At 68.6% G+C, this 26180-nt stretch carries 30 protein-coding genes; 10 read left to right on the plus strand and 20 right to left on the minus strand.

Annotated features, from left to right (window positions below; translation table 11 throughout):
- Window positions 1-12: 12 nt before the first annotated feature.
- From ACWDUN_RS16450 to ACWDUN_RS16475, 6 genes are all read right to left on the minus strand, one after another.
- A complete protein-coding gene (locus ACWDUN_RS16450; protein WP_449930377.1) occupies window positions 13-417 on the minus strand; it encodes a YybH family protein in 405 nt (134 codons plus the stop codon).
- Window positions 414-974, minus strand: a complete 561-nt coding sequence (locus ACWDUN_RS16455) for a hypothetical protein (protein WP_449930379.1) — start codon at window positions 972-974, stop codon at window positions 414-416. Before ACWDUN_RS16455 ends, ACWDUN_RS16450 begins: the two co-directional genes overlap by 4 nt.
- Window positions 975-1072: 98 nt before the next feature.
- The gene (locus ACWDUN_RS16460; protein WP_449930381.1) at window positions 1073-1594 is read right to left on the minus strand and encodes a hypothetical protein; all 522 of its coding nucleotides are present in this window, start codon (window positions 1592-1594) and stop codon (window positions 1073-1075) included.
- Entirely contained in the window at window positions 1584-2192 is a 609-nt protein-coding gene (locus tag ACWDUN_RS16465) for a carboxymuconolactone decarboxylase family protein (protein ID WP_449930383.1), read from the minus strand. The genes ACWDUN_RS16460 and ACWDUN_RS16465 overlap by 11 nt, the downstream gene beginning before the upstream one ends.
- Window positions 2189-2611 carry a hypothetical protein gene (locus tag ACWDUN_RS16470; protein ID WP_449930385.1) on the minus strand — a complete coding sequence of 141 codons (423 nt, stop codon included), beginning with the start codon at window positions 2609-2611 and terminating at the stop codon, window positions 2189-2191. The genes ACWDUN_RS16465 and ACWDUN_RS16470 overlap by 4 nt, the downstream gene beginning before the upstream one ends.
- On the minus strand, window positions 2611-3966 hold the full coding sequence (locus ACWDUN_RS16475) for an aromatic ring-hydroxylating oxygenase subunit alpha (protein ID WP_449930387.1): 1356 nt from the start codon (window positions 3964-3966) through the stop codon (window positions 2611-2613). The genes ACWDUN_RS16470 and ACWDUN_RS16475 overlap by 1 nt, the downstream gene beginning before the upstream one ends.
- A 110-nt stretch (window positions 3967-4076) precedes the next feature.
- On the opposite strand from ACWDUN_RS16475, the gene ACWDUN_RS16480 reads away from it, so the two are divergent.
- Together ACWDUN_RS16480 and ACWDUN_RS16485 are read left to right on the plus strand one after the other, a co-directional pair.
- Window positions 4077-4679 carry a TetR/AcrR family transcriptional regulator gene (locus ACWDUN_RS16480; protein WP_449930389.1) on the plus strand — a complete coding sequence of 201 codons (603 nt, stop codon included), beginning with the start codon at window positions 4077-4079 and terminating at the stop codon, window positions 4677-4679.
- Window positions 4676-5149, plus strand: a complete 474-nt coding sequence (locus ACWDUN_RS16485) for an SRPBCC family protein (RefSeq protein WP_449930391.1) — start codon at window positions 4676-4678, stop codon at window positions 5147-5149. Before ACWDUN_RS16480 ends, ACWDUN_RS16485 begins: the two co-directional genes overlap by 4 nt.
- Window positions 5150-5158: 9 nt before the next feature.
- Here the strand turns inward: ACWDUN_RS16485 and ACWDUN_RS16490 are convergent, their stop codons facing one another.
- The 5 genes from ACWDUN_RS16490 to ACWDUN_RS16510 are packed head-to-tail and all read right to left on the minus strand — an operon-like array spanning window position 5159 to window position 11442.
- On the minus strand, window positions 5159-6856 hold the full coding sequence (locus ACWDUN_RS16490; RefSeq protein ID WP_449930393.1) for an acyl-CoA synthetase: 1698 nt from the start codon (window positions 6854-6856) through the stop codon (window positions 5159-5161).
- Window positions 6857-6907: 51 nt separating this feature from the next.
- A complete protein-coding gene (locus tag ACWDUN_RS16495) occupies window positions 6908-7342 on the minus strand; it encodes a hypothetical protein (RefSeq protein WP_449930395.1) in 435 nt (144 codons plus the stop codon).
- 25 nt (window positions 7343-7367) lie between these two features.
- Window positions 7368-8558 carry an FAD binding domain-containing protein gene (locus tag ACWDUN_RS16500; protein ID WP_449930397.1) on the minus strand — a complete coding sequence of 397 codons (1191 nt, stop codon included), beginning with the start codon at window positions 8556-8558 and terminating at the stop codon, window positions 7368-7370.
- Complete coding sequence (locus ACWDUN_RS16505) at window positions 8555-9919, minus strand: MFS transporter (protein ID WP_449930399.1); 1365 nt, start codon at window positions 9917-9919, stop codon at window positions 8555-8557. Before ACWDUN_RS16505 ends, ACWDUN_RS16500 begins: the two co-directional genes overlap by 4 nt.
- A gap of 32 nt (window positions 9920-9951) precedes the next feature.
- Window positions 9952-11442, minus strand: coding sequence for an aldehyde dehydrogenase family protein (locus tag ACWDUN_RS16510; protein ID WP_449930401.1), 1491 nt, complete (start codon window positions 11440-11442; stop codon window positions 9952-9954).
- A gap of 166 nt (window positions 11443-11608) precedes the next feature.
- Here ACWDUN_RS16510 and ACWDUN_RS16515 point away from each other — a divergent pair, with 166 nt between their 5' ends.
- From ACWDUN_RS16515 to ACWDUN_RS16525, 3 genes are all read left to right on the plus strand, one after another.
- Window positions 11609-13408 (plus strand): GAF domain-containing protein, encoded by a 1800-nt coding sequence (locus ACWDUN_RS16515; protein WP_449930403.1) that lies wholly within the window; start codon window positions 11609-11611, stop codon window positions 13406-13408.
- Between the two features lie 164 nt (window positions 13409-13572).
- Window positions 13573-14565, plus strand: coding sequence for an amidohydrolase family protein (locus ACWDUN_RS16520; protein WP_449930405.1), 993 nt, complete (start codon window positions 13573-13575; stop codon window positions 14563-14565).
- Between the two features lie 5 nt (window positions 14566-14570).
- Window positions 14571-15650 carry an NADH:flavin oxidoreductase/NADH oxidase gene (locus tag ACWDUN_RS16525; protein ID WP_449930407.1) on the plus strand — a complete coding sequence of 360 codons (1080 nt, stop codon included), beginning with the start codon at window positions 14571-14573 and terminating at the stop codon, window positions 15648-15650.
- Window positions 15651-15733: 83 nt separating this feature from the next.
- Here ACWDUN_RS16525 and ACWDUN_RS16530 read toward each other — a convergent pair whose 3' ends face one another.
- Together ACWDUN_RS16530 and ACWDUN_RS16535 are read right to left on the minus strand one after the other, a co-directional pair.
- On the minus strand, window positions 15734-16138 hold the full coding sequence (locus tag ACWDUN_RS16530; RefSeq protein WP_449930409.1) for a hypothetical protein: 405 nt from the start codon (window positions 16136-16138) through the stop codon (window positions 15734-15736).
- Window positions 16139-16200: 62 nt separating this feature from the next.
- Complete coding sequence (locus ACWDUN_RS16535; RefSeq protein WP_449930411.1) at window positions 16201-16557, minus strand: hypothetical protein; 357 nt, start codon at window positions 16555-16557, stop codon at window positions 16201-16203.
- Window positions 16558-16594: 37 nt separating this feature from the next.
- Here ACWDUN_RS16535 and ACWDUN_RS16540 point away from each other — a divergent pair, with 37 nt between their 5' ends.
- The 3 genes from ACWDUN_RS16540 to ACWDUN_RS16550 are packed head-to-tail and all read left to right on the plus strand — an operon-like array spanning window position 16595 to window position 18441.
- Window positions 16595-17395 (plus strand): nuclear transport factor 2 family protein, encoded by an 801-nt coding sequence (locus ACWDUN_RS16540; protein WP_449930413.1) that lies wholly within the window; start codon window positions 16595-16597, stop codon window positions 17393-17395.
- 43 nt (window positions 17396-17438) lie between these two features.
- On the plus strand, window positions 17439-18041 hold the full coding sequence (locus ACWDUN_RS16545; protein ID WP_449930415.1) for a hypothetical protein: 603 nt from the start codon (window positions 17439-17441) through the stop codon (window positions 18039-18041).
- A 31-nt stretch (window positions 18042-18072) separates the two neighbouring features.
- Window positions 18073-18441 carry a DUF732 domain-containing protein gene (locus tag ACWDUN_RS16550; protein ID WP_449930417.1) on the plus strand — a complete coding sequence of 123 codons (369 nt, stop codon included), beginning with the start codon at window positions 18073-18075 and terminating at the stop codon, window positions 18439-18441.
- 2 nt (window positions 18442-18443) lie between these two features.
- On the opposite strand, the gene ACWDUN_RS16555 is transcribed toward ACWDUN_RS16550, so the two are convergent.
- Both ACWDUN_RS16555 and ACWDUN_RS16560 read right to left on the minus strand, forming a co-directional pair.
- The gene (locus ACWDUN_RS16555; RefSeq protein ID WP_449930419.1) at window positions 18444-19232 is read right to left on the minus strand and encodes an SGNH/GDSL hydrolase family protein; all 789 of its coding nucleotides are present in this window, start codon (window positions 19230-19232) and stop codon (window positions 18444-18446) included.
- 76 nt (window positions 19233-19308) lie between these two features.
- On the minus strand, window positions 19309-19575 hold the full coding sequence (locus ACWDUN_RS16560) for a hypothetical protein (RefSeq protein WP_449930421.1): 267 nt from the start codon (window positions 19573-19575) through the stop codon (window positions 19309-19311).
- Window positions 19576-19698: 123 nt separating this feature from the next.
- Between ACWDUN_RS16560 and ACWDUN_RS16565 the strand changes: the two genes are divergently transcribed.
- Window positions 19699-20184: an NUDIX domain-containing protein gene (locus tag ACWDUN_RS16565; protein ID WP_449930423.1), complete on the plus strand. Its 486-nt coding sequence runs from the start codon at window positions 19699-19701 to the stop codon at window positions 20182-20184.
- Here the strand turns inward: ACWDUN_RS16565 and ACWDUN_RS16570 are convergent.
- The 3 genes from ACWDUN_RS16570 to malQ form a co-directional block, all read right to left on the minus strand.
- Window positions 20165-21598: a serine/threonine-protein kinase gene (locus ACWDUN_RS16570; RefSeq protein WP_449930425.1), complete on the minus strand. Its 1434-nt coding sequence runs from the start codon at window positions 21596-21598 to the stop codon at window positions 20165-20167. The two genes, ACWDUN_RS16565 and ACWDUN_RS16570, sit on opposite strands and share 20 nt — an antisense overlap.
- A gap of 22 nt (window positions 21599-21620) precedes the next feature.
- Window positions 21621-22064 carry a hypothetical protein gene (locus ACWDUN_RS16575; protein ID WP_449930427.1) on the minus strand — a complete coding sequence of 148 codons (444 nt, stop codon included), beginning with the start codon at window positions 22062-22064 and terminating at the stop codon, window positions 21621-21623.
- 64 nt (window positions 22065-22128) lie between these two features.
- Window positions 22129-24237 carry a 4-alpha-glucanotransferase gene (gene malQ, locus ACWDUN_RS16580; protein ID WP_449930429.1) on the minus strand — a complete coding sequence of 703 codons (2109 nt, stop codon included), beginning with the start codon at window positions 24235-24237 and terminating at the stop codon, window positions 22129-22131.
- A 107-nt stretch (window positions 24238-24344) separates the two neighbouring features.
- Between malQ and ACWDUN_RS16585 the strand changes: the two genes are divergently transcribed.
- Window positions 24345-25544 carry an MFS transporter gene (locus tag ACWDUN_RS16585; RefSeq protein ID WP_449930431.1) on the plus strand — a complete coding sequence of 400 codons (1200 nt, stop codon included), beginning with the start codon at window positions 24345-24347 and terminating at the stop codon, window positions 25542-25544.
- Here ACWDUN_RS16585 and ACWDUN_RS16590 read toward each other — a convergent pair.
- Together ACWDUN_RS16590 and ACWDUN_RS16595 are read right to left on the minus strand one after the other, a co-directional pair.
- Window positions 25513-25836, minus strand: a complete 324-nt coding sequence (locus tag ACWDUN_RS16590; RefSeq protein ID WP_449930665.1) for a DMT family transporter — start codon at window positions 25834-25836, stop codon at window positions 25513-25515. The genes ACWDUN_RS16585 and ACWDUN_RS16590 overlap by 32 nt on opposite strands.
- Window positions 25836-26180 (minus strand): DMT family transporter, encoded by a 345-nt coding sequence (locus tag ACWDUN_RS16595; RefSeq protein WP_449930433.1) that lies wholly within the window; start codon window positions 26178-26180, stop codon window positions 25836-25838. The genes ACWDUN_RS16590 and ACWDUN_RS16595 overlap by 1 nt, the downstream gene beginning before the upstream one ends.

Here is a 26180-nt window from a genome sequence, read left to right on the forward strand (position 1 = left end):
TGTCGGCCTCCGTTACCTCCGTGGCATGCCCTTGGACCACGCCCAGGCGATGATCCGCCATCCGTCGGACAGCCGGCGCAACGCCACGGTGAAGACCGCGCCGGACTGGGTCATCGCGGTGCCGTTGAGATCGAATGTCATGGCGGCCGGTACGACGACGTAGGCGCTGTCGCCGTTGATGTCGTTGTGCAGTGGTTCATCGGTCCGGACGTGATAGTGCGACGCACCGAGGTGGGCACTCTCGGCCATCACGTCGCGGTACCAGTCGGTCACCGCGGTCGGTCCGGTCCACAGGTGCGGCGCCATCCCGTCGAGAATGGAACCCGTCGGCGCGAACACCGCGGACATCGCCTCGGCGTCACCGGCATTGAAGGCGTCGAGATAGGTCCGTACCGCGGCGAGCGGGTCCTCGTTCACTGCATCTGGTCCAGCATGTCGGAGAACGCCGCCTTGAGCCGCAGCGCCTTCTTGATTTCATCGGCGGTGACGTACGGGTATTCGCCGTACTCCAGGAAGCTCGGCACCTGGTGCTTGCGCACGAACTCGATGAACGCGTCCGGATTTTCCTTCCAATCCTCGGGAAATCCCTCCAGATTGGTGAAGACGGTGGTGATGCCGGTGGCGCTGAACAGTTGGACGGCGTCCTCGGTGTACTTGTCGAAGTCGGTATCGAAGATGCCCATGTACTGGAAGTGCAGACCGGAACCGACGTCGAACAGGTTCCACCTCAGGTAGTGCAGCCGCAGTGGTGCCAGCGCGTCCGGGCTTGCGGCGATGGTCTCCTCGATCTGCTTGCCGTAGGCCCGGACCGCTTCCTCGCGGCCCTCCTTGACCTTGGCGATGATCGAGAAGCCGTGGCAGGCCGGGGTGCGCGGAAACACCGGTCCGTAGCGGCCGCGCTCCTCGACGAAGTACCCCTGCGGCGGTATCGCCAACGCCGCCGGTTTCGCCCAGTTCTGCTCTTGAGATGCCATGGCATACCCCCGATCCGATGGTGACGCGCAGAACGTAGCACCTCGGAGCGCAAGCCGCCGGGCGATCGGCAGAGTCCAGAAACCGACTTTCCGTCAGCTCAGAAACTGAGATTGTGTTTCTCGAAATGCTTGGCCAGGGCCTGCATGTAGTCGTCACCGCGGAACGGTCCGCGTGCGCCGATGGCGGCCTCCAGAAACGGCCCGTACTCCTCGTCGTTGACGTAGGTCGACCAGTGGGTGATCTGCCCCTCGTCGTTGGTGTCGACGAAGCTGATCGAGTAAAAGCCCATCACCTCGCCGCTGTTGATGTTGGTGCCCTGCCAGCGATACCGCATCACGAAACCGTTCTCCGCGGGCCACACCTTGTAGTCGACGGGCTTCCAGTCCGGGAAGGTGATCCCGTAAGCCTTGGCCTCCACCGTCGCGGCGGTATCCCAGTGCGTGGCAACATCCTTGAGTACCAGTTCCTGTTCGGCGACGAAGTACGGCGAGGTGTACACCGCGTCGTCGGTGAACTCCCACTCGTAGGTCTCGCCCTCGGCGACCTTCTGCAGGACGTACTTGTCGCGGTAGCTCTCGGCCATCCGGCGATGCTTGGCGATCCGGTCCTCAAGCTTCATCGTGTTTCTCCTCTGGTAGTGCCGCGCTGCCCGGTTGTGCCTGCAAGCCCCAGGTGCCGAAGGCCATCGCCGTCATGGTGTAGGTGCCGACGACGAAGATCACCTCCATCGCGGCGTGTTCACCGACCGCTTCGACCAGGGCCGTCCACGTCGACCACTGCGCGCGACCGTGGCCGATCAGTTCGTCGGCGGTGTCGAGCACCACCCGGTCGGCACCGCTGAACGCGTCGTTGCCCTCGGCCAGTGCGGCGACGTCCGCGTCGCTGATCCCGACCGCGGCTCCCATCCGCACGTGCTGTCCCCATTCGAACGACGACCGGTGCCGGTGGGCCACCCGCAGGATGACCAGTTCGCGCAGCCGCGGGGCAAGGGCGCCGCGCTGTAGCAAGAACCCGTTGAAGCGCAGGAAAACCCGGGCCATCTCGGGGTGGTGCGCCAGCATCCCGATGATGTCGAAGTTCAGCGGGTCGTAGCGTTCACCCGACCCCGCGCGCGGCACCTGGTCTGTGGGCAGTCCCAGCAGCGCGCCGAATGCGGCGTACTCCGCATCGCCCCACTTCTCGGCCGGCAGCGGCTGCATGTGTTCGGCGTCGGTCATGCCGGCAGCGCCATCTGCAGATACAGATCCAGGTGACGGATGCGTCCGTCGTCGCTGAATGCGTACACCGACAGCGAGTTCACCACGCTGCGGAAATCGCCGACCACACTGCGCTCTTCGAGTTCCAGGAACACCAGCTCATTGTGTTCGGTGATCCGCTTGAACGTGCATTCCCACTCCGAGGTGGTGGCCCACCCGGTCAAGAACTCGACATATTCCGACCAGTCCATCTGCTCCTTGAAAGCGCCGACCCGGGTGAACTTCGCGGTGTCGACCAGTGCGGCCAACGGCGCCCAGTCGTCGGCGCCGAATCCGGGCTTCTTGGCCTCGGTGACCAGGCGACCGGTGATGTGCGCATACTCCAGCACGGTGCGGCGCCGGCCGGTGTGGTCGGTGATGATGTCGGCGAGTCCGGACATCACACGGCGGCCAGGTAGCGGTCGATGACGGAGTGATAATGCGCGATGACAACCTCCTCGTTGACCAACGCCATGTGGTCCAGGCGGGCGTTGCGCAGGCCGATCTGCTGGCGCGGCATCTGCTCGTAATCCTGTTGTAGCGCTTCGAAGTACTTGAAGCTGCCGGGTTCGGTGACATCGATCGGTTCGGCGGCGAACGCGCCGCGGTGCTCCTCGGGCAGCCACATGAAACTTCTGATGTGCCAGATGCACCGGTTCGGGTCGCCGTCGGGGTGTGGCGTGGCCATGATGACGGTCGCCTCGCCGGCGCGGATGGTCATGAAGAAGTTGGGGAACAGCACCCACCCGTGGTTGTCACTCATCTGGGCGTCGGTCAGACCGTCGACGTCCAGACCATCGCGGGACAGCGTGTCGCGGGTGGCCCGCTGCAGCAGTGTCCGCCCGGTGATCCCATCGGGGAAGGTCAACGTGCCGTCCGCGCCGCGGTGTTGGTCGACGAGTTCGGTGAAGCGGGGCAGGACGCGCACCACGCCGGGGAAGGTCTCGGGCAGTTCCATGATCCCCTCGACCTGCTTGTCGGGCCCCATGCCGTCGACATGCGCGACCTCGAACGGGGCCACCGCGACGCTGTGCCGGTCCAGGAACCGGTACTTGGTCTTCGCCGGATCGATGACCAGCACCCTCAGCAACTGGGGGTGGATACCCGAGACGTGGTAGCCCTCCTCGAAGGCATCCATCACCACTTTCCAGTTGCAGTCCAACGGCTCTCGGACGTCGAGCACCGTGGTCATCTGTTCCAGGCGATAGGGCTCCAGGATCCGGACGACGTCGCGGCCGAGGAATTCACGCAGCGGGGCCGCCTGCGGATCAGGATTGAGGAAGACGAACCCGGCGAAGGTGTCGACCGGCACTTCGAGCAGTCCGTGGTCGTCCTTGTCGATCTCGGGTTTGGAACACCCGCGCAGCTTGCCCTGCTGGTCGTAGGACCACAGGTGGTACTGGCACACGATGCGGTGCTTGGCGCGACCCTGGCCGGTGAACAGCGGGTTGCCGCGATGGCGGCAGGCGTTGACGAACCCCCGCAGCGTGCCGTCGTTTCCACGCATCACGACGAATGACTGGTCGAAGATCCGGTACTCCGTGAAGTCGCCGGCCTCGGCCAGGTCGTCGGCTCGGCCCACGACCTGCCAGACCCGCATCCAGATGCCGTCGCGCTCGCGGGCCACGAAGTCGGTCGAGGTGTACCGATCGGTCGGGATGCGCATGCGGAACAGCATGCTCGCGTCGTCCGGACTCAGGCCTTCGGTGTCGACCCATTCACCGGGTCGTGCGGACGGTTCGGAATCGACAGACATCGAAGGTCCCTTCGGGAGGCACGTGGGGCTGTGACGGCAGTCACGATAATACAAGATCGTTTTTCAGATACAAGACTGTATCTGTGATCCGGGTTTGCAAGGATGGGTTGGTGACCGAGCGCTGGACCAAGGAACGCCGGATGGAGCACACGCGGACGGTGCTGCTGGACGCGGCCGAGAAAGTCTTCGCCAGCCGCGGCTATGCAGGGTCGCTGGAGGACATCGCCGATGCCGCCGGCTACACCCGCGGGGCGATCTACGCCCAGTTCGGCGGCAAGGACGAACTGTTCCTGTCGGTGATCGAGCGGCACCGGCAGCGCTTCCTGGACGGTTTCGCCGACGTGATGGAGTCCTTCGACCGATTCGCCGATGTCGATATCGACGGTTTCGCCGAGCGCTGGCGGATGCTCAGCGGGGCCGACGCCCAACAGGCCGCGGCGTTGAACTACGAGTTCACCCTCTTCCTGCTGCGCAACCCGGCAGCCCGCGAGCGTGTCGCCGACCAGCGTGCGGACACGGTGCGTTCACTGGCCGACTACATCACCGAAGGTGTTGCACGACTGGGCGGTTCGATGCTGATACCGGCCGAATCGTTGGCGCGCGTGATCCTGGCGACCAACGACGGAGTCACCCTGGCCAGCCACCTCGACGGCGAAGATCTCTACCGCACCTTCCTGCAGCTGGTGATGTCGGGTGTGGGGCCACCGCCGTGACCGTCCAGCGGGCGTTGACGGACGTCATCCCGGCTGCGCCGACGGTCGTGCGCGCCTTCTACATCGACCTGGACAATCTGCGGACGCTGCACCCGCTCATCGTCGCCGTGCGGCGCACCGCCCGTACCGTCGGAACCGGAGAAACCGTCACCCGCTACCGCGTGCGTGATCGGATCCCGTTCGGCCGGATCGACTTACCGGTCAGTTACACCGCGACCCTGCGCGTGCCCGCGGGCGGGGACGTGCTGACCGAGGCCCGTCAGTTCCCACGGGTACGGCTGCACGGAAGGGTGTCCTTCGACGACGTCGACGGGGGTACCCGGCTCACGGAGCGGTTGACGATCTCTGCACCGGCGCCACTGCGGGGCGCCACGGTACGCCAGGCCGTCGCGGCGCACACCGAGATGCTGGCGCGAATGCGCCGACATTTCGAAACACCGGGCCCGACGGTGCGCACCGACGGACCATAGGATGAGCGTTCACCGCTTTGCGGATACGTCCTCGCCGACGGCGATGGCCTTGGCCCATCGGTAATCGGCCTTGCCGGCCGGTGACCGCTGGATCTTGGGGTGCCGGATGAACGCCTTCGGGATCTTGTAGCGGGCAACCGATTGTCCGCACACCGCCGCGAGATCCTCGTCGTCGGCATCCGCACCCTCGGCCAGTTGCACCACGGCCACCACCTCCGAGCCCCAGCGTTCCGAGGGCCGGCCCACCACCACGACGTCGTACACGGCGGGGTGGGCGGCGATGGCGCGCTCGACCTCCTCGACGAAGATCTTCTCCCCGCCGGAGTTGATGGTCACCGAGTCGCGGCCCAACAGTTCGATCTTGCCGTCGGCCAACACATTTGCCCGGTCGCCCGGGACCGACCAGCGCACCCCGTCGATGGTCGGGAAGGTGCGCGCGGTCTTGTCGGCATCACCCAGGTAGCCCAACGGGATCAGGTCGCGACGGGCCAGCCAGCCACCACCCTCGCCGGGCCCGAGCACGCGGGACAGGTCCTCGGCGACGACGGCGGTATCGGATTGCGCGTCGAATACCGCGGCGGGCCGCGAATCGGATCCCGCGGCGGTGTCGGATTCGCGGCCCGCCGCGGTCGAGAAGGTGCTCAGCTGCGCACCGGATTCCGAGGCACCCACCGCATCGAGCAGCATGATGTGCGGTAACGCGGCCAGGATGCGTTCGCGCACCGTGGGCGACAGCGCGGCACCGCCGTTGGTGATGGTCAGCAGACCGGACAGGTCGTAGTCGCCGCGCTCGATCTCCTCGACCAGCGGTCGGGCCACGGCGTCGCCGACGACCGGGATGGTCAGTACGCGTTCGCGTTCGGCCAGTCGCAGCACCTCGGCCGGTCGCAGCCGCTCGACATCGTCGGGAATGACCAGGCGGCCGCCCATGGTGACGGCGTTGTAGGCGGCCCACTGTGCGGCGCCGTGCATGAACGGGGGAATCATCAGCATCGACATGGCACCGGCCGCGGCCCGCGCCTTCTCGGCGAGTTCGTCATAGGACGCGAGTGCCTGATTGCTGCCGAACGGGCGCCCACCCATCGAGGACAGGAAGATGTCGTGCTGGCGCCACAGCACTCCCTTGGGCATCCCGGTGGTCCCGCCTGTGTACAGGATGTAGAGGTCGTCCCCGCGGGCCTCGGGAAGACCGCCGTCGGGTGCCGGCGTGCGCAGGATCGTCTCGTAGTCGACCGCTCCCGGCAGTGGCTGCTGCCCGGAATCATCGGCCACCTGTATCAACACCTGCAGGTGCGGGACGCGGTCGCGGATTGCGGCCACCCGCGGGGCGAACTCCGCGTTGTACACCAGTGCTCGGGCCCGGGAGTCGTTGAGCAGGTAGACGAGTTCTTCCTCGACGTAGCGGTAGCTGACGTTGAACGGCGCGACGCGGGCCCGGTAGGCGCCGATCATCGACTCCAGGTATTCGTTACCGTTGCGCAGGTAGATGCCGAGGTGATCCTGCCCGGATTCGTGACCGGCCAGGCTGTCACGCTCGGTGTGACAGCCCAGCCCGGCCGCGGTCAGGAAGTGGGCGAATCCGTCGACGCGGGCGTCGAACTCGGCGTAGCTGAAGCTGCGGTCCCGCCAGGTGAGGAAGGTCTGATCGCCGATGGCCCGGGCCACGGTGGCGAAGACCGATGACAGATTGAAGGTCGTGCCGCTCATATCACCAGACCATACATTGATTGAGTAATCGTATGGTCGGGAATGCCGGCCTCAGCTCAACGGTAACGCAGCGTTGGCGCTGTCCAGGTGTTCCACGGTGGTGAAGACAAGATCGGTGTCGCCGATGTTCTCGATATCGTGCAGCAGGAACTCGCCGGGGCCGAAGGTGAAATGGCGCGTCTCGCCCGCGCCGTAGGACACCTCGCGCACCGTGCCGTCATGGGTGTGCTGGCGGCTGCGCCCCGCGTTGACCGCGGTCCAGAAGTAGTCGAGGACGTGCCGGTGGGCGTGCCACCGCTCGCCGGGTGCCAGCCGGATCTCCCACACCCGTACCCGCTCGTTCTGGCTGAGCAGCCGCGATCCGACCGCACCGTCGTGGGCGTGTTCGGTGAACTCCGTCTTCAGCCAGTCGGGCCAGGTGTCGAAGTCGGTGGCGACCAGTTCGCCGGCCAGCGGCAGATCGCTGAGAAAACTGTTGTCCTGCATAATGATGACCTTTCGTGTGGGGAATCTAGAGACCGGGGCCGTACAGGCCGAAGCGCAGATCGGGATCGCGGGGATCCCAGGTGTTGCTGAACTGTGAGCGTTCGCCCATGGCGACCACCCGACGCAGCAGGGAGTCGCTGAGCTGCAACTGGGCGGGTTCCCATTTGGCCAGAGCCGAGGGGATGTCACCGGTGGTCTCGGCCAGCGCGGTGGCCAGGGTCCAGGCATCGGCGGCGGCCTTGGCGGTGCCGGCGGCGGCATGCGGTCGGGATGCGCACGCCGCGTCGCCGATCAGCGCAACCCGGCCGAGTGCCATGCGGGTCGACCGAACGTCCGAGAGCACCTGCAGATACGGCGTTTCGGTGTTGACCACCACCTCGGCGACGGCCGGGGCGAACAAATCGGCCGCTGCCCGGCGCATCTCATCGATATAGCGGTCCTGCACCTGGCCGGGATGGATCGACACCGACCCGGTGAATCCGCGCTTGTCGATCAGCATCTCGCTGAGGTCCGGGCCGGCGGCCACATTGCGGTACCACACGTAGTTGATCAGCCGATGCGCCTCGTCCAGGCCCTCCTCGCCCGGGATGGGATACATGGTGATGTGTGAGTTCGGCACCACGTCATAAGTGATCGCGTCGTGCAGCGTCGCGCGGGTGGCATCGGTGAGCGCCGACTGCGGAACCGTGCCGCGCCAACCGATATAACCGGAGTATGCGAGTTTTGCGGCCGGGTCGAAGCGTTCCCGCGCCGCCGAAGTGATGCCGTCGGCGAACACCACCAGATCGGCGGTCGCGGTGTGCCCGCTGACGAAGCGCACGGTGGCGTGCTCGTCATCCTGCTCGAAACCGCAGGCGTACTCGCCGTAGTGGTAGTGCTCGGTGCCGAAGTCGGCCAGCAGGGCGCGGTAGAAGGTTCCCCACGAGGTGTAGGTCCAGCGGGCCGGTTCGCGGTGGGCGATGCTGCCGTCGCGGTTCAGGTACTGCACATGCGAGGTGGCGGTGTGCAGGTCGTCGAGGTCCTGGCTGCTGCGTTCGGCGAACCAGCGCACCGTATCCGGTTGCAGCACAATGCCTCCGCCGCGGCCGTCCAGTGGACCGGGGGTGCGTTCGTAGACGTCCACGGTGAAGCCGAGCTCGCGCAGCAACAGCGCTGCGGTGAGGCCGCCGATGGATCCGCCGACGACGATCGCCGTGGAGGTGGGGTAGTCGCTCATGAGTGGCTCTTCTCGGTGGGGGAGACGGGTTCGAAGTGGTGGTCGACCGGCAGGGGTTCGCCGCGGGTCTCGGCGGCGAAGGCCAGACCCAGCACGGCGATCAGGCCCAGCGCGGCGACCGCCGCGGTGGCCACCCCGAGGTTGCCGCCGAACCAGGAGGCGGCGATGACGCCGGCACCCAGCGGCCCGAGCGCGGTGATGAACCGGCCGACGCTGTTGCACACCGCCAGCGCCGTGGCCCGCACGCTCGGCGGGAACACCTCGGGCCCGTAGATGAAGGTCCCGGACAGGGCGCCGAAGAGCCCGAAGCCCAACAGCGGCATGGCGATCAGGTACTCGGTGTAGCCGCGATCGAAGGGGAACGTCCAGGTGATCGCGGCTGCGGATACGACGAAGCTGACCAGGAACGTCCTGCGCCGGCCGATCGCATCGGCGATGAATCCCCAGGAGGCGTAACCGATGATGCCCCCGGCGTTGAAAAGCATGGCGGTGATGGCGACCCGGTGGTCGGTGACGGCCTGGGGTACGCCCTCGACGGCGCTGAGTTGCCGGATGATCTGCGGGTACCAGGTCGACACGCTCCAGAAGGCCAGCAGCGCCCCGGTTGCCAACGCGGTGCACACCAGCATCGGACGCCGCAGCGGCGGTGTGAGCAACCGGCGCAGCACGAACTGTTCGCGGGTGCCCGCGGCCTTGCGCTGCTTGCGGGCGTGCATCTGGGCGTTGATCTCGGGCGGCTCGGGCACGTAGCGGCGGATGAACCACACCAGCAGTGCGGGTAAACCGGCCAGCAGCATCATGAAACGCCATCCGTGATCTCCCAGTAGGGCATACACCGCGGCGGCGGCGAAGAAGCCACCGGCATAGCCGGCCATCATCACCCCGCCGGCACGGGCCCGATACCGGTTACGCCAGGTCTCGGCGATCAGTGCCGCACCCACCGGCGCTTCGACACCGGAGCCGACACCGGCGATGAAGCGCAGAATGCCCAGTTGCCACCAGGTATCGGCCAGCGCGGCAAGGGCGCTGAACACCGCGTAGGTCAGGATGCCGACCGACAGGACGCGGGTGCGGCCGAAGTAGTCGGCCAGCATGCCGAACATGATGCCGCCGACGGCCCAGCCGATGAGGAACAGGGCGACCGTCATACCGCCGTACAGGCCGATCGTGGATGAGGACACCGCCAGCCCGCTATTGGGTAGCAGTTCGGTCATCGTCGGACCGAGCACCAGCACATAGAGGCTGCCGGCGAAGCCGTCCAGGCCCCAGCCGAGCGTGGTGCCGGCCAGCACCAGCCACTGCACGCGGGTGATCTCGTGCCGCCAGCCGGCGGGCGGGCGGGACTCAGGTTTGTCGGACATCAAAAGCCTTTCGCATCAAGCGGGTTCGGGTGTCAGTTGAGGCGGCGCTGGCCGAAGTTGCCGTACCAGTCCACGGGATCGGCGGCGGTGCGCACGACGACGGTCTTGATCCAGGAGAAGTCGTCGAAGGATTCGGTACCGGCATCCTTGCCCGTGCCGGACTCCTTGACGCCACCCCAGGGCAGCGACGGCTCGAGTCGGTGATGGTCGTTGACCCAGACCATTCCGGCGGTGATCTTCGACGCCACCCGGTGGGCGCGGGCCACGTCGAGGGTCCAGACTCCCGCGCCGAGCCCGAACCGGTTGTCGTTGGCCATCGCGATGGCGTCGGCCTCGGTGTCGAACGGGATGACCACCGCGACGGGTCCGAAGATTTCGTCTCGGGCGACCGTCATGGCCATGGTGGCCTCCGACAGCACCGTCGGCCGCAGGAAGAAGCCGGCCCGAAAAGGCTCGGGCAGTTCGGGTTCGGTGCCGCCGGTGGCCAGCCGGGCACCCTCGTCGACACCGGTCCGGACGAGTGCGCACACCTTGGCGTGCTGGCGGGCGCTGATCAGCGGACCCATCTGGGTGTCCGGGCTTTTGGGATCGCCCACGGTGATCGACTCGGCGCGCCGCACCAGCGCCTCGACGAAGGCGTCATAGATGTTGCGCTGCACCAGGAAGCGGGAACCGGCGACACAGGACTGGCCGGCGGCGACGAAGGCTGCGAAGGCGGCGCCCTCGGCGGCCGCGGTGGGATCGACGTCGTCGAAGACGATGACCGGGGTCTTGCCGCCGAGTTCGGCTGTCACCCGGGCGAAGCGCGCCGCGGTGGCGACGGCGGCCGAGCGGCCGGCCTCGGTGCCGCCGGTCAGGGTGATCTTGGCGACGTCCGGGTGCTCGGTGAGCCGGATGCCGGCCTCGCGGCCACCGGTGACCACGGTGACGACCCCGGCCGGGACACCGGCCTGGGTGAGGATGTCGGCGAGCGCGAGGGTGGTCAGCGGGGTCAGTTCCGACGGTTTGACCACCACGGTGTTGCCGTTGGCCAACGCGGCGGACAGGCTGCGGGCCAGGATGAGCAGTGGATGGTTGAACGGTGTGATGATCCCGCACACGCCCAGCGGCAGCCGCTGCTGGTAGGTCAGATACGGGCCGTCGCCGGGCAGCACCGAATTGCGTTGTGCGGCAAGCAGACCGGCGTTGTAGCGGAACCATTCCGGTACCCGGGACAGCTGCGCCCGGGTTTCGGTGATCGGGCGGCCGTTGTTCTGCGCCTCCAGGGTGTACAACCGTTCGGACTGGGCCTCGATGGCATCCGCGACACGCAGCAGCAACCGCGCCCGGTCGCTGCGTGCCATATCGGCCCACGGCCCGGCCTCGAAGGCCGCCCTGGCGGTGGCGACGGCCGCGTCCACCTGCTCGGCGCCCATCTCGGCGACGGTGGTGAGCACGGTGCCGGTGGCGGGATCGATGATCTCGCGGACCTCGGGTGCCGGGGCAGTCTGATGCAGTGGTGCGGCGTCGGTGCTACTGGTCATGGCCAATCCTTCTCCTCTGGTGCGTATCCCGCCGCGGTGCGATGTGGGTCAACACCGCGGCGTCGATATGAGTGTCGTCACCATTGCGCGGCGACGACAATGTCCACCACGCCATAAGAACCTGATTCATATGTGTCTTTTCACATGGGCATGGCATGCTGAGCGGATGAGTACGTCGCTCGCCGGTGGTCGGCCCGGCGCCGAATTGACCACGTGGCTGGCCGCGATGCGCGAGCTGAGCGCCGCCGCGACATCGGCCGCCGACCTCGCCGAGCTGTTGGGGCAGGTGGCCACCACCGCGCGGGCGCTGTTGGGGTTCGACTTCTGCGGTGCGCTGATCCCCGACGCCGCGCACACCCGACTGGTGGTCGCCGGCTTCAGCGGCCTTTCCGACGAGTACGTCAACCAGGTCAACGGGGATCGGCCGATCCTGCTCGACGGCGGTGCACCGTCGAGTCGCGCGTTCCACAGTGCGGCGCCCGTCACCGTCCGCGACATCACCGCCGACCCGGAGTTCACCCCGTGGGGCGGTGCCGCCCAGGAGCAGGGGTACCGCGCGCTGATCAGCGTGCCGTTGATCGCCGGTGGCCGCACGCTGGGCACCTTGAACGGCTACTACACGCCCGTGCACACCTTCACGCCGTTCGAGATCGAGCGGATGACGCTGCTGGCCAACCATGCCGCGATCGCCCTGACCTCGGCCGACCGGCTCGACCAACTGCGCCAGCTCAACGCCGAACTGCGCGCCCAGCGCGACGCGCTGACCCGGTCCGAGGAGATCCACAACAGCCTGCTGGCCGTCACCTTGCGCTCCGGCGGACTCGTCGGCGTCGCGCGGGCACTGTCGGATCTGATCGACGCGCCGGTGCTCATCGAAGATCCGCTGCACGAGGTGCTGGCCACCGCCGGCGACCGGGACAGATTGCCCGACAGTGCATCCCGCGTCCTCGATGATGCGTCGACGCCGCACTCCTCACGTCCGGCCCGGGTGGTTCTCGACGGCGGCGACGAGTTCTACGTATCCGCACCCGAACTCGACGGTGAGTTGGTCGCCCGGATCTGGTTCCCGGCCGCAGCGGCCGAACCGGATCCCATGATGGTCCGCGCCGTCGAACATGCGTCGATGGTGGTCTCGCTGGAGCTGCTGCGCATCCGCACCGCCGCCGAGGTCGAACAACGCCTGCGCGGCGAGCTGCTCTCCGAGGTGCTGGCGGCCACGTCAGCGCTGCCCGATGCGGTGCTGCGCCGCGCGCAGCTGCTCGGTCACGATCTGAGCCACGCGCATGTGGTGGTCGTCGCCCGGATCACGTCGTTGCCGGCGCGGTCGGAGACGCTGGTGCGGCAACGGGCCGCCAAACTGCTCACCGATCTCGCCGCCGACCGTCGGCCGCGCCCGCTGGCCGCGACCTTGCGCGATGACTTCGTCGTGCTGTGGCCCGCCGACACGGTGGCCGCCGCGGACATCGCCGCCTCGATCCACGCCACGATCATCGGCTCTGCTGCCGGAGTGCGTGCCACCGTCGCCGGCATTCCGACCGGCACACAGGGTTTCGGTGAGGCGTACCGCACCGCCCGGGGTGCGCTGAGCCTCGCCATCGCCTCGGGGCGTGCCGACACCGTGGTGCACCTGGAGGATCTCGGGGTGGCCGGTCTGCTGCTGCAACTCGACGATCCATCGTTGCTCAGTGCCTTCGGCGAACGCACGCTGGGGCCGCTGCGCCACTACGACCGCACACACGGCACCGAACTGGTGCACACCATCCGGACGTATCTGGCCTGTCATCAGGACCGCAAGCGCGCAGCAGCGATGCTGCACATCCATCCCAACACCCTGACGCAGCGCCTGCAGCGCGCCGAAACCCTGTGTCGGCTCTCGCTGGCCGACCCGACGACCGTTCTGCAGTTCGCGACGGCGCTGACCGTCGACGATGTCGCGTCGCAACGCGAGCTACCTGCCAGCCGGTAGTTCAGGCGGTGGCCAGCGGGGACGACATCGGGCCCGGCCGATGAGATAGTCATGTCCGCAGGAACATATGAACACCGCAACTATGTGTCGGTTCACATTGAGCCGGCCCGGTGCGGCGATCGAAACTCGATCACGACATCGCCGCTTTCGGAAGGACGTTCACAATGATCAGCGCAGATCTGGCCGCCGGGGTGGTCGACGTGCACGCGCACTGGTTGCCCCGCGAGCTGTTCGACCTGCCCGGAACGGGCCCGCACGGTCACATGCACGACCGCGACGGCCAGCTGTTCCTCGGCGAGCTGCCGCTGTCGATCGCCACCGAAGCGATGAGTGACGTGCCCGCCATCCGCGAGGACATGCGCCGCGCCGGGGTCGGGGTGCGGGTGCTGTCGGCGCCGCCGTTCGCCTTTCCGCTGCAACCGGGCGCGGCCGCCGACACCTATGTCGCGGCGTTCAACGACGCGCTGACCGACGTGGTGGCCCATGCCGACGGTGCACTGCTCGGGCTCGGCATCGTGAGCCTGGCCGATCCCGCCGCGGTGACGGCGCAGCTGCAGATCCTCGCGCGCACCGAAGGTATTGCCGGGGTGGCCATTCCGCCGCTGCTGGGATCCGAGTCGCTGGACGGCCCGGCGCTCGGTCATGTGCTGAGCGAGGCGGCGCGGCTGGATCTCGCCGTGCTGGTGCACCCGATGCAACTGCCGCGTCCGGAGTGGCCGGCCTATTACCTGAACAACCTGATCGGCAATCCGGTGGAGTCCGCGACCGCCGTCGCATCGCTCATCCTCAGCGGTCTCAAGGATCGGCTAACGGGGCTGCGGATCTGCTTCGTCCACGGTGGCGGTTGTGCGCCTGGGCTTCTCGGTCGCTGGACGCACGGCTGGACGGCACGCGCCGACGTTCGTGCGAGCAGTGAACGTGCCCCCCACGAGGTGTTCCGCGACGTGTACTTCGACACCGTCACCCACGGCGCCCATCAGTTGGGTCTGCTCTGCGATGTCGCGGGCACCGACCATGTGGTCTGCGGCAGTGACTACCCGTTCGACATGGCCGAGGCCGACCCGGCCGGCTTCGCCACCGAACACGGACCCGGACGCGACAGTCTGATCCGCGCCGCCGCCGCCTACCTGGGCCGCCCGATCGAGACGGAGGAGTAATTCACATGGCACACCTGTTCACCCCGTTCACGTTGCGCGACATCACGTTTGCCCATCGCGGCTGGATGTCACCGATGATGCAGTTCGCCGCCGTGCCCTCCGGCCCCGACGAGGGCGCACCGACCGACTGGCACCTGCAGCATCTCGGTTCCCGTGCCGTGGCCGGCGCCGCGCTGGTCATGGTGGAGGCCACCGCGGTGCAGCCGGAGGGACGCAGCAGCGTGTATGACCTCGGCCTGTGGAACGACCGACAGGCCGAGGCGTTGCGCCGCATCACCGACTTCGTCTCGGCGCAGGGGGCGGTTCCGGGCATCCAGATCGTGCATGCCGGCCGCAAGGCATCGACCGGTCGACCGTGGGGTGCCGACGATCAGCGGTGGCCGACGGTCGCTCCCAGCGCGCTGGCGTTCGGCCGGCTTGCAGTCCCGGCCGAACTCGGCGTCGGGCAGATCGCGGACATCGTCGAGGCTTTCGCCGCGGCCGCCCGCCGTGCCGCACACGCCGGGTTCAAGGTCCTCGAACTGCACGGGGCGCACGGTTATCTGATCCATCAGTTCCTCTCGCCGCAGTCCAACATCCGTACCGATCGCTACGGCGGCTCGTTGGAGAACCGGATGCGCTTCGCGCTGGAGGTCGTGACGGCGGTGCGAGCTGCCTGGCCCGCGGAGCACCCGTTGTTCTTCCGGGTCTCGGCGAGCGACTGGCTGGCCGGTGACACCGACGACCCGCGGCCGGGGTGGACGGTCGAGGACACCGTCGAGCTGGCGGTGCGGCTCAAGGGGCTCGGAGTCGATCTGGTCGACGTGTCCAGCGGCGGATCGGTGCCCGATGCCCCCATCCCGGTCGGCCCGAGCTATCAGGTGCCGTTCGCCGCGCGGGTGCGCAAGGAGGCCGAGATCCCGACCACCGCCGTCGGTTTGATCACCGACGCCGAGCAGGCCGAGGGCATCATCACCGGCGAGGACGCCGACGCGGTGTTCCTTGCGCGCGAACTGTTGCGCAATCCGGGCTGGGTGTCACAGGCCGCCGGGCGGCTGGGCGCTCAGATCGACCATCCGCCGGCCTACAGCCGCGCCTTCCGCTGACCCGGCGAAACCCCCGTACCCGGGGCTCGCGCCCTTCTCGGGGCCCCTGGTACGCGGGTTTCGCGGCCGAAGAGAGTCCGGTGTCAGGCCGGGAAGAATCCGTCGCCGGTGAGTGTGCCCGGCTGCCAGCCCTGCGCGCCGCGGCACAGCATCGGCCGGCCGTCCGGGGTTTGGGCCGCGCCCTGGGGCACCGAGCAGGGCGCCCCCACCTCCTGGACGCCGTGCAGCGGATAGGAGATGGTCCAGAACCCGGTGTAGACCGGCGGCCACTGGTTGGGAATCCAGCTGCACTTCATCGCCTGGCCACCGCGGCCGCGGCCGAAGGTGAAGAGCTGATAGTTGTCGCACGGGGCGCCGAGCGCGGCGTGGTAGTTCATCCCCGGCACATCGGTGGGGTAGCGGCCGGACTCGTCATCGGCTGCGGCGGGCGCAGCAAAGGTGAGTGCGGCCAACGCAGCGGTCGCCGCAACGGTCAGTTCACGAATCATCTTCCACCCTCGCCAGCCGGTCTACTCGGCAGATACTAGTGGGGCGCGACGCCGGTGCGCGGCTATTCCGGCGCGTCGAGCACACTCACCGCGATCCCGTACGGCAGGAACCGCACGCGGCGGGCGGGGTCGGTGTTGTTCTTGTTGGCCCGCAGCGCGTCGAGTTCGGTCGGATAGACCTCCTCGATGTGCGCGCCACCGGCGGCATCGACGGTGTAGATCGCCCACACACCGTCACCGGCGTCGCCGGTGGTCTCCGGTGCGGCCGGGCGGGTCTGATTGGCGAACTGATCGATCAGGGTCGCCCAGCCGGCGCGCCTGCCGAAGCGGTCGAGCGCATCGCGCAGGCCCTCGCCGGCCTCACGGGCGAGCCTGTCAAACTCTTCTGGGTCGATTCCGAACGGCCCGTTCTGGCTCATTGCCGTCCTCCTTCACACAGGGGTGGTAACCAAGGATATGTCCACAACACGTACTGCGGTTCTGGCCACGGTCGAGCGCTCGCCGGCAGCCGCCGCCGCACACGACCGGGCGGGCTGGGTCGGGTTGTTCACCCCCACGGCCCGCATCGAGGACCCGGTCGGCTCGCGCCCGCACAGCGGCCACGCCGAGATCGGACAGTTCTACGACACCTTCATCGGTCCGCGGGCGATCACCTTCCATCGCGATATCGACATCGTGCGGGGACACACGGTGTGGCGGGACCTGGTGCTGGAGGTCGCCATGGGGGCAGTGACCATGCGCATCCCGGCGCTGCTGCGCTATGACGTGGCGCCGCACGGGGACGGGCTGGCGATCGAGCGGCTGCAGGCGTACTGGGAGCTGCCCGCGATGATGTGGCAGTTCACCCGCAACGGACCCGGCGCGGTGCCGGCGGCCGTACAGCTCAGCCGGGCACTGCTGGTCAACCAGGGTCCGTCCGGTGCGGCCGGCTTCGCCGCGGGCCTGACCGGGGTCGGTGGGCGGGGTAAGCGGCTGGTCGGGCAGCTGATCGACGACGCGTGCTCCGGCGACGAGATGACCGTCCGGCGGCGACTGGGCTCCGATGCCGAGATCTGCGCCGGGGACACCGACCGCATGCGGCCCACCGAGCTCGTCGCGGCGCTGGCGGGCATGCGGCGTCGCACGTTGCTGGCCGCCGGACGTCATGTCGCTGCCGGTCTTTCCGGGCCGGACGGCGCGGCCGTGCTCATCGCCGATATCGGCGTACGGCCGACCCGGGTCCGGCGGCTGCGGTTGTTCACCGACGGCGCGACCTAGATGGGTGTGTCGTGCAGCGCCCGCGCGGGTACGTGAGACGGTTATGTCCACCATGGACAGTTCCCCGCCCCTGAACCCGGTACCCGGTGTGCCCGGCAAGTACCTGAGTTACGAGGAGTTCGGCCGCCGGTTCTTCGAAGTGGCGGTGTCGGAGAAGCGCGTCGCCGATGCCATCGGCGCCATCGCGGGCGACGAGTTCGAGATGGGACCGATGGGACAGGGTCCCGGCGGTATCGCCAAGGTGACCGCCCGGGTGCGCGTGCAGTACCCCCGGGTGACCCGGCACGTCGGTGAGGCCATCACCTTCGACATCCGTATTCCGTTGGAGATCAACATGGTGATCGACCTGCGGATCGACAAACCGCGGTTCATGGTCTTCGGCGAGATCGCGCTGCAGGCCACCGCGCGGGCGGCCGAGCCGCTGCTGCTGATCCTCGACGTGGGTAAGCCGGGGCCGCGCGACATCTCCATCCATGTGACATCGGGCACGCTGCGCGCCGAGGTGCTGCGCGTGCTCGCCGGTATCGATGCCGAGATCAAACGGTTCATCACCGCACATGTGGCCGGTGAGATCGACAGTCCCGGTGGGCGGGAGGCGAAGATCATCGACGTCGCACAGCAGATCGACGGCGCCTGGCACGGCTGAGGGCCGCCGATCTGGCCGTAGGATGGCCGCCATGCTCCGAATTACCACCTGCCTGCTGTCGGGCCTGGCCGTTGCCGGGACCGCGGTCGCCGTCGCCGCGCCCGCCGTGGCCGAGTCGCCGACCGACACCTTCCTGAACGCGCTGGACGCGGCCGGGGTGACGGCGCCGAGCAACCTGAACGCCGTCGACACGCTGGCGCTGGGGCAGTCGGTGTGTCCGATGCTGTCCGAACCCGGCCAGAACGCGGCGAATGCCGCTGCCACGGTCGCCGACCGGGCGGGTATGTCGCTGGGTCCGGCCACCATGTTCACCGGTGTGGCGATCTCGATGTTCTGCCCCGCTGCGGTCGCGGGTATCGGCGACGGCAAGGTCTTCGGGTTCGACCTGCCGGTGTTCTGAGGTCAGCGCTCCGCGCGCGCCGCGATCGGGGTCAGCTGCGGGTGGCGCGGGATCCGGCCGTGGAAGGCGCTGCGGCCGCGCAGATGTCGCCAGATCCACGGCATGAACATGTTCTGTGTCCACAGAGCCTGTGAGTACAACCGGGACCGCAGCGACTGATACACGTCCCCGGCTTCGGCCTCGGCCCAATCATGGTTGGCGCCAGGCAGTTCCAGCGCCTCGGCCGCGGCCGCCGCAAACAGCATGTGCCCGGTGCGTGAACCGTGCACCCGGTCCGGGCTCCAGGTGGCCGGGTTGGTCATCGACGGCGCGTCGTACAGGTCGACCAGCCGGAACTCGTGCCGGGCGGCCGCATCCCGGATCACCTCGTTGATCTGCAGCACCCGCGACACCAGCAGGCGGCCGGCGGGCAGGATGCGGATGATATCGGGGAAGGTCGTGGTCACCACGGTGGCCCCGGATCGGGCCAGCTCGTCGTGCAGGATGTCCAGATCCACCAGCGCGCGGGCGAATTTGCGGCCCGGCCGGGTCACATCGTTCATGCCCACGCACACCGTGATCAGATCGGGCTGCATCGTGAGCGCCTGCGGCAACTGGACTTCGAGCACATCGGTGATGCGCTTACTCCGGATCGCGAGGTTGGCGTACTGCAGGCCGGGGGAGTGCTGGTCGATCATCCGGGCCAGTCGATCGGCGAATCCGATCAGCTCGCCGGAATCATCGAGGTCCCAGAGTCCTTCGGTTTGGCTGTCGCCCACGGCGACGTATCTGCGGTACCGGGTGTCGGCCACGGTGGTGACTGTAATAGGGACCGCGGCGGGCCGCGAAATGTAACCCGCGGCGGGCCGCGAAATGTAACCCGCTCTGTCAGCCGACTTCGAGATAGATCAGATCGCCGCCGAGGCGCTGATAGTCCTCGCCGGGTCGCACGCTGAGCACCGTCGACCGATCCAACGGCGCGTCGGTGCGCTGTTCGATGATGACCACGACGCCCTGTTTCTCCAGCTCGCTCTTCGCCTGTTCCGCGCTGCCCGGTCCCGACGGTGCCGCCTGCGCCGGACTCGCGAACCCGAGCGCCGTACCCGCCAATACCGCCCCCAAAGCGGCGAATCCTCTTGCCTGCATGGCTGTCATGCCTTCTTTCTCGACTCTCGGTGTGCAACAGAGGCCGGCGGGCTGAAATTCCACGTGACGTAAAGGTTGACATCAGGTGAACGGCCGTCGATGTCGCCCGCGCAGTGGCAGTACGCTGCGGTGATGCCGAAGGCAAGCGCAGCGCTACTGCTCTACCGGGTGACAGACGACACAGTCGAGGTGTTGATCGGGCATCCCGGCGGTCCGTTCTGGGCCCGCAAAGACGAAGGCGCATGGTCGATTCCGAAGGGCGAGTTCGACGAGTCCGAGGACGCCTGGGTGGCGGCGCAACGGGAATTCGGCGAGGAGGTCGGGCTCGCCGTCCCCGCCGGTCCGCGACTGGCGTTCCCGCCGCTGCGCCAACCGAGCGGAAAGATCGTGACCGCATTCGCGGTCGAGGCCGACCTGGACGTCACCGATGCCGTCAGCAACACCTTCGAACTGGAGTGGCCGCGCGGATCGGGCAGGCTGCGCCAGTACCCGGAACTCGACAGGATCGAATGGTTCACCCTGGAGCAGGCGCGTACGAAACTGCTCAAAGGTCAACGGCCGCTGCTGGATCAGCTGATGCACGCGCTGACCGAGGAGGTCAGGGCAGACCGTTGCTGATCCGGATCTGCTCGCGACATTCGCGGCGGGTCTGACCGGTCTGCTGCATGCACACCCGCACCGGGGACTCCAACGCGGCAGGCAACGGCTCCTCGGTCGGGTCGGGCGTCACCGTCGGGCTGGCAACGGTGCCCGGCGTCAGTGACCAGATGGTCGCCTCGGTGCCCTCCAGCGTCTCGCAGTAGACCGTGGTCCCGTCCGCGGTCGTCCCCGTGCCGCCGGCCGGATCGCAGTCCGCGCCGACCACGGCTGCGGCCACCGGCGGCGTGACATCGGTGGACACCGTGAGGGTGGTCGTCGATTCCGTCGCCGGTGCGGCCGTCGTGTTCGCCGGAGGCGGCGGGGCCGGCGCACCGGTGGTGGTCGCCGGACCCGGCCGCGGGCTCGTCGTGGTCGGCGCTGCCGCCGGGCGTTCGTCGTCGGCGCGGCCGAACTCGAAGGCGGCCACCACGATCGCCACACACAGCAGCACCGCCAGCACCGCGGCGATCACCACGGCGGCCGCCGGCCGCCGGCGCGGCGCGGCCGGTGTGCGCGCCGGTGCGGCCAACTGCGTCTGTTCGACGGGCGCCTCGGCGGCCAGTTGGTGGGCCAGCGCCCTGGCGAAGTCTGTGCACCGGTCGAACCGGTCGCCGGGTTCCTTGGCCAATGCCTTGGCGAAGACCGGGTCCAGGTGTGCCAGTTCGGGTTTGCGGGCCCCGATCGCCGGAGGTGAGGCGGACAGATGCTGGCTGATGACCACTGCGGGATTGGAGTTGCGGAACGGTGGCGTGCCGGTGAGCAGTTCATAGGCGGTTGCGGCCAGCGCGTACTGGTCCGAGCGTCCGTCCAGCGGGCTGCCCATCAGCTGCTCGGGGGCGGCGTAGGACACCGTGCCGACGGTCATGTTCGTGGCGGTCAGCCCGCTGACGTCATCGGACCACCGGGCGATGCCGAAATCGGCCAGCAGGACGCGGCGGTCACCGGATTCCGGAGTGCACAGCAGGATGTTGGCCGGCTTGACATCGCGGTGCAGCAGGTTGCGCTGGTGTGCGTAGTCCAGCGCGTCGGCGACCGCGGTGATGATCTCGGTGACCTGCTCGGGCGGTAGGCCCTGGGGATGCTGTTCGCGCAGCAACCGTGCGGTATCGGTGCCGGGGACGTAATCCATTGCGATCCAGAGCTGGCCGTCGCTCTCACCGCGGTCGTGCACGCCGACGATGTGCGGGTGCCACAGGGTCGCCGCGATATCGGCTTCGCGCTCGAAACGCTGCCGGTACTCGCTGTCGGTGGACACCTGCGCCTGCAGGATCTTCAGGGCGTCCTGGCGGGGAAGGCGTGGGTGCTGGGCGAGGTAGACCTCACCCATCCCACCGGTGCCCAGGCACCGCACGATGGTGTATCCGGCAAACGTCGCCCCAGCTGCCAGTGGCATGGGCGAATACTAGACGCCCGACTCAGGGAGCTGGGGGAGGAACCGGCCGCGGCGATGTCGGGACACCGGCCTGCGGCGGGCCGACCGGCACCGGCGTCACGGTGGTCACGCCGTTGGCGCCGACCGTGCGGCCACCGGGCCCGGCTCCCGTCGAGCGGCTCGCGCCGGCTTCGTCGAACGCCTCCTGGGTGCAGTTGAGCATCAGCAGCATCTTCCCCGAGGAGATGACCTTCTGCTGGTCGACGATGCACATGCTCTGCTGGAGGTCACTGCCGACCGCGCCGCCGAATGTGGCGGGGATGCCCATGCTCTTCAGGATGGCGACGGCCTTGCCATACGGTTCGCCCACGACGTTGTGCGGAGCCGAGGCCTGCGCGGCAGGGTCGGAGCCGGCGGGTCCGGCGGTGAGCAGTGCCGCCGATGCCACGGCGCAGGTGCCGAGTCCCAAACCGATTAGCTTCTTCACGTGACCTCCGGGTGTCGCGGTGCGGTGCGAACATATCGCAGAACCACATCTGTAGAAACTCCAGTCACGTGTCCATCGTCCGTACCTGGGCTTTCATTACTTCGGCCAATGCGCGGGCCCGCGGATCGGTGAAGACGTCCTCCAACTGCATGCGCCGGCCGTCCGGTCCGGCCAGCGGCACCCGCCAGTTGGGGTACTCGTCGGTGGTGCCGGGCTGATTCTGGGTGCGGATGTCACCGACGGCGTCGGGCAACGCCAGTGCCAGCAGTTTCGACGGGGTGCGGCCGAGGAAGGCGTGCAGACCGCGCACCATCTCGTCGACGTCGGGATCGGCGCCGACGAGGTCGAGCCTGCGCAGCTCGGCCAGCCACGCCTGCTGTTCGGTGCGGTCGTCGGCGATCTCCTCGTCGACAGAGCGGGTCAACAGGCCCAGCGACTCCCGCAAGCGGATGTGTTCGCCGGCCAGGTAGCCCGCCGTCGGTGGCAGGTCGTGGGTGGTGACCGCGGACAGGCACGCCTCCCGCCAGCGCTCGGCGGGCAACGGGTCGCCCTCGGGCGTGCGTTCGAACCACAGGATGGAGGTGCCGAACAGTCCGCGCGCACTCAGGTAGTCGCGCACCCACGGCTCGACGGTGCCCAGGTCCTCGCCGACGACGACCGCGCCGGCCCGCAGCGCCTCCAGGGCGACGATGCCGATGAGCGCGTCATGGTCATAACGCACGTAGGTCCCCTCGGTGGGCGGGGCGCCCTCGGGAATCCACCACAACCGGAACAGCCCGATGATGTGGTCGATGCGGACCCCGCCGGCATGCCGCAGCACGGCGTTGACCAACGCGCGGAACGGGGCGTAGCCGGCCCGCTCGAGCTGGTCGGGCCGCCAGGGCGGCTGCGACCAGTTCTGCCCCAGCTGGTTGTACTCGTCCGGCGGGGCACCCGCACTGACCCCGAGGGCCAACACGTCCTGCAGCGCCCACGCGTCGGCGCCGTCGGGATCCACTCCGACGGCCAGGTCGTGCATGATGCCCAGCGACATGCCGGACTGCGCGGCCGTGGCCTGGGCCGCCGTCAACTGGTCGTCGAGCAGCCACTGCAGCCAGCGGTGGAAATCGACGGCCTCGGCGTTGCGGGCGGCGAACTCGGCCACCGCCGGATTGTCCGGGTGGCCGAGTTCGGCGGGCCAGCGGTGCCAGTCGGCACCGTGCGCCTCGGCCAGTGCGCACCAGATCGCGAAGTCGTCGAGGCTGCGGCCCTCTCGCTCCCGGAAGGCCTGATAGGCCAGTTCGCGGCCGGCCGAGCGCGGCACCCGGTACACCTGCGCCAGCGCCGCCCGCTTGACCTTCCACGCGGCGTCGCGGTCGATACCGTCGCGCCGGCGGGCCCGGGCGGCCAGTTCGGCCCTGGCCTTGCGCAGCGGCCCCCGTTTGCGCAGGAACGCATATTCGGGCACCGCTTCCACGCGCAGATACAACGGATTGACGAAGCGCCGGGAGGTCGGCAGGTACGGCGAGGGCTCCATCGGTGCCACCGGGGCGGCGGCGTGCAGCGGGTTCACCAGGATGAACCCCGCACCGTGCTGGGCGGCGGTCCACACGGCCAGGTCGGTCAGGTCGGTCAGATCGCCGGTGCCCCATGAGTTTTCCGAGGTCACGCTGTACAGCTGTGCGGCCAGCCCCCACTGCCGGGTCGTCGGCGCGGGCAGCGTCGCAGGAGCCACGATGAGAATCGTGCTGCTGTCCACGGCTCCGCTCTGGGCATGCAACCGGTGGTATCCCGGCGGCAGGTCGGCGGGCAGCTCGAAGCTGGCCTCGCCGATCATCCGGCCGTCCAGATCGTATGGTGGACGGTTGTTTTCGAGCTGGCGCAGGCCGGTGCGCACCGACCCGTCCTCCAGCCGGATCCACAATCCGACCGGGTCGCCGTGGGTGACGTGCACCCAGAACGAGGAGGTCGAACCGGACCGCGCGACCACGGTCGGCGGCAGCGCCAGCCCCCAGTGGTCGCGCTCATGTGCCCGGCGGGCCTGGGCCCGCTCGGACTCGGTTTCCGCGGGCACCCCCAGCGCCGCCAGCACACCGATCAGGGTCTGCTCGGAAACCGGCGTGCTGCGTCCGCGCCAGTCGACGAACTCGGTCGCCACCCCGTACAGGCGTGCGAGGTCGGCCAATTCGCTCATGGGCGCAATCTTGCCGGAATCCCGGGCGCCACGCTGGGCTCGGCGGTAGCGGTACCGATCGGTGCGCGTGCCGGACGGTCGCTGTCTGCTCGGTAACGTGTGCGGCCATGGTGGCCGCAGACACGCCCGTGCAGGATCGCCGGGCCCGGGTCGCCGTCGGTGCGCTGTTCCTCACCAATGGTGCGGTGTTCGCCAACCTGTTGCCCCGGTATCCCGAGATCAAGACCGATCTGGCGTTGTCCAATGCGGGCTACGGCGCCGTCGTCGCGGCGTTCGCCGCCGGCGCGCTGGTGGCCGGTCTGGCCGCCGGTGCCGTCATCCGCCGGTTCGGGTCCGCGCGCGCCGCGGTCGGATCGACGGTGCTGCTCGGCGGCCTGCTGGCGGTCGCCGGTTTCGCCTCCACACCGGTGGTGTTGGCCGCGGCGTTGTTCCTGGGCGGAGCGTGTGATGCGATCACCGATGTCGCGCAGAACGCACACGGTCTGCGGGTGCAGCAGCGGTACGGACGCTCGATCATCAACTCCCTGCACGCGGTCTGGGCCGCCGGCGCGATCCTGGGCGGTTCGATGGGAGCGGCGGCCATCGCGCTGGGCATCGGGCGCGCCACCCATCTGGGATGCTCGGCGCTGCTGTTCGCGACCGTCGCGCTGACCGCCTACCGGTTCCTGCTGCCCGGCCCGGATCACGTCGAGCAACCCTCCGACAGTTCGGGGGCGGGCCGACGCGTCGGGTTCGGTGTGTACGCAGTGCTGGCGGCCCTGGTCGCGATGGCCATCGCCGGCGCGGTCATCGAGGACGCCGGCGCCACCTGGGCGACGCTGTATCTGCGCGATGCTGTCGGAGCGCCGGGCGCGGTCGCCGTGTTCGGTTACGTGGCGCTGATGGGCTGCATGTTCATCGGTCGGCTCACCGGTGACCGCATGGTCGACCGGTTCTCCGAGCGAACGGTCACGTTGACCGGCGGACTGGTGATCGCGGTCGGCATGGGCGCCGCGCTGGCGGTCCCGACGGTGCCCGGGACCATCGCCGGGTTCGCCGCCGTCGGCCTCGGGGTGGCGACCCTGGTACCGGCGGCCATGCACGGCGCCGATCAATTGCCCGGACTGCGGCCGGGCAGCGGTCTCACGGTGGTCGCCTGGCTGATGCGGGTGGGGTTCATCGCGTCCCCGCCGCTGGTCGGTCTGCTCGCCGACGCCGCCGGTCTGCGGGCCGGGTTGTTACTGGTGCCCGCCGCCGGTCTGTTGGTCGCCGCGCTGGCGTGCATCCCCGGTGTGCTCAGTGTCCGACGCCGCCCATCTCGATCGTGAGCACGCCGGCGATGATCAACGCGATACCGGCCAACATCCGCCAGGTCAGCGGGTCGCGGAACAGTACCCGCGCGGCGACGGCGACCAGCGCCACCCCGCACGCCGTCCAGATCCCGTAGGCCACGCCCACCGGCATGCCCAGTGACAGTGAGAGCCACAGCAGATAGAAGGACACCAGATAGCCTGCGGCGACGGGGGCGATCCACCTGCGGCGGCGGAAACCCTCGGATGCCCGCAGCGACAACGTCGCCACCACCTCCATCGCGATGGCCCCGGCCAGCGCCAGCCACATCATGATGTGGCCGCCTCGTCGCGGCGGTCATGGGAACCGAATTCGACGAGCAGCACCCCGGCGATGATCAACGCGATGCCCAACGCCAGCGGCCAGGTGAAGGGCTCACCGAAGATAGCCGAGGCGGCCACGGCGGTCACCGCGGTGCCGACCACCCCCCAGATGCCGTACGCCACCCCGACCGGCATTCCGGCTCGCAACACCGCGGCCATCAGGATGAACGACGACACGTAACCGAGGACCACGATGACCAGCCAGGCCGCATGGTCCTGCGACGCCCGCAGCGACAGGGTTCCGGTGACCTCCGTGGCGATGGCCGCGCCGAGCAACGCCCACTTCCGCAT

The sequence above is a fragment of the Mycobacterium sp. NPDC003323 genome (assembly GCF_053589535.1).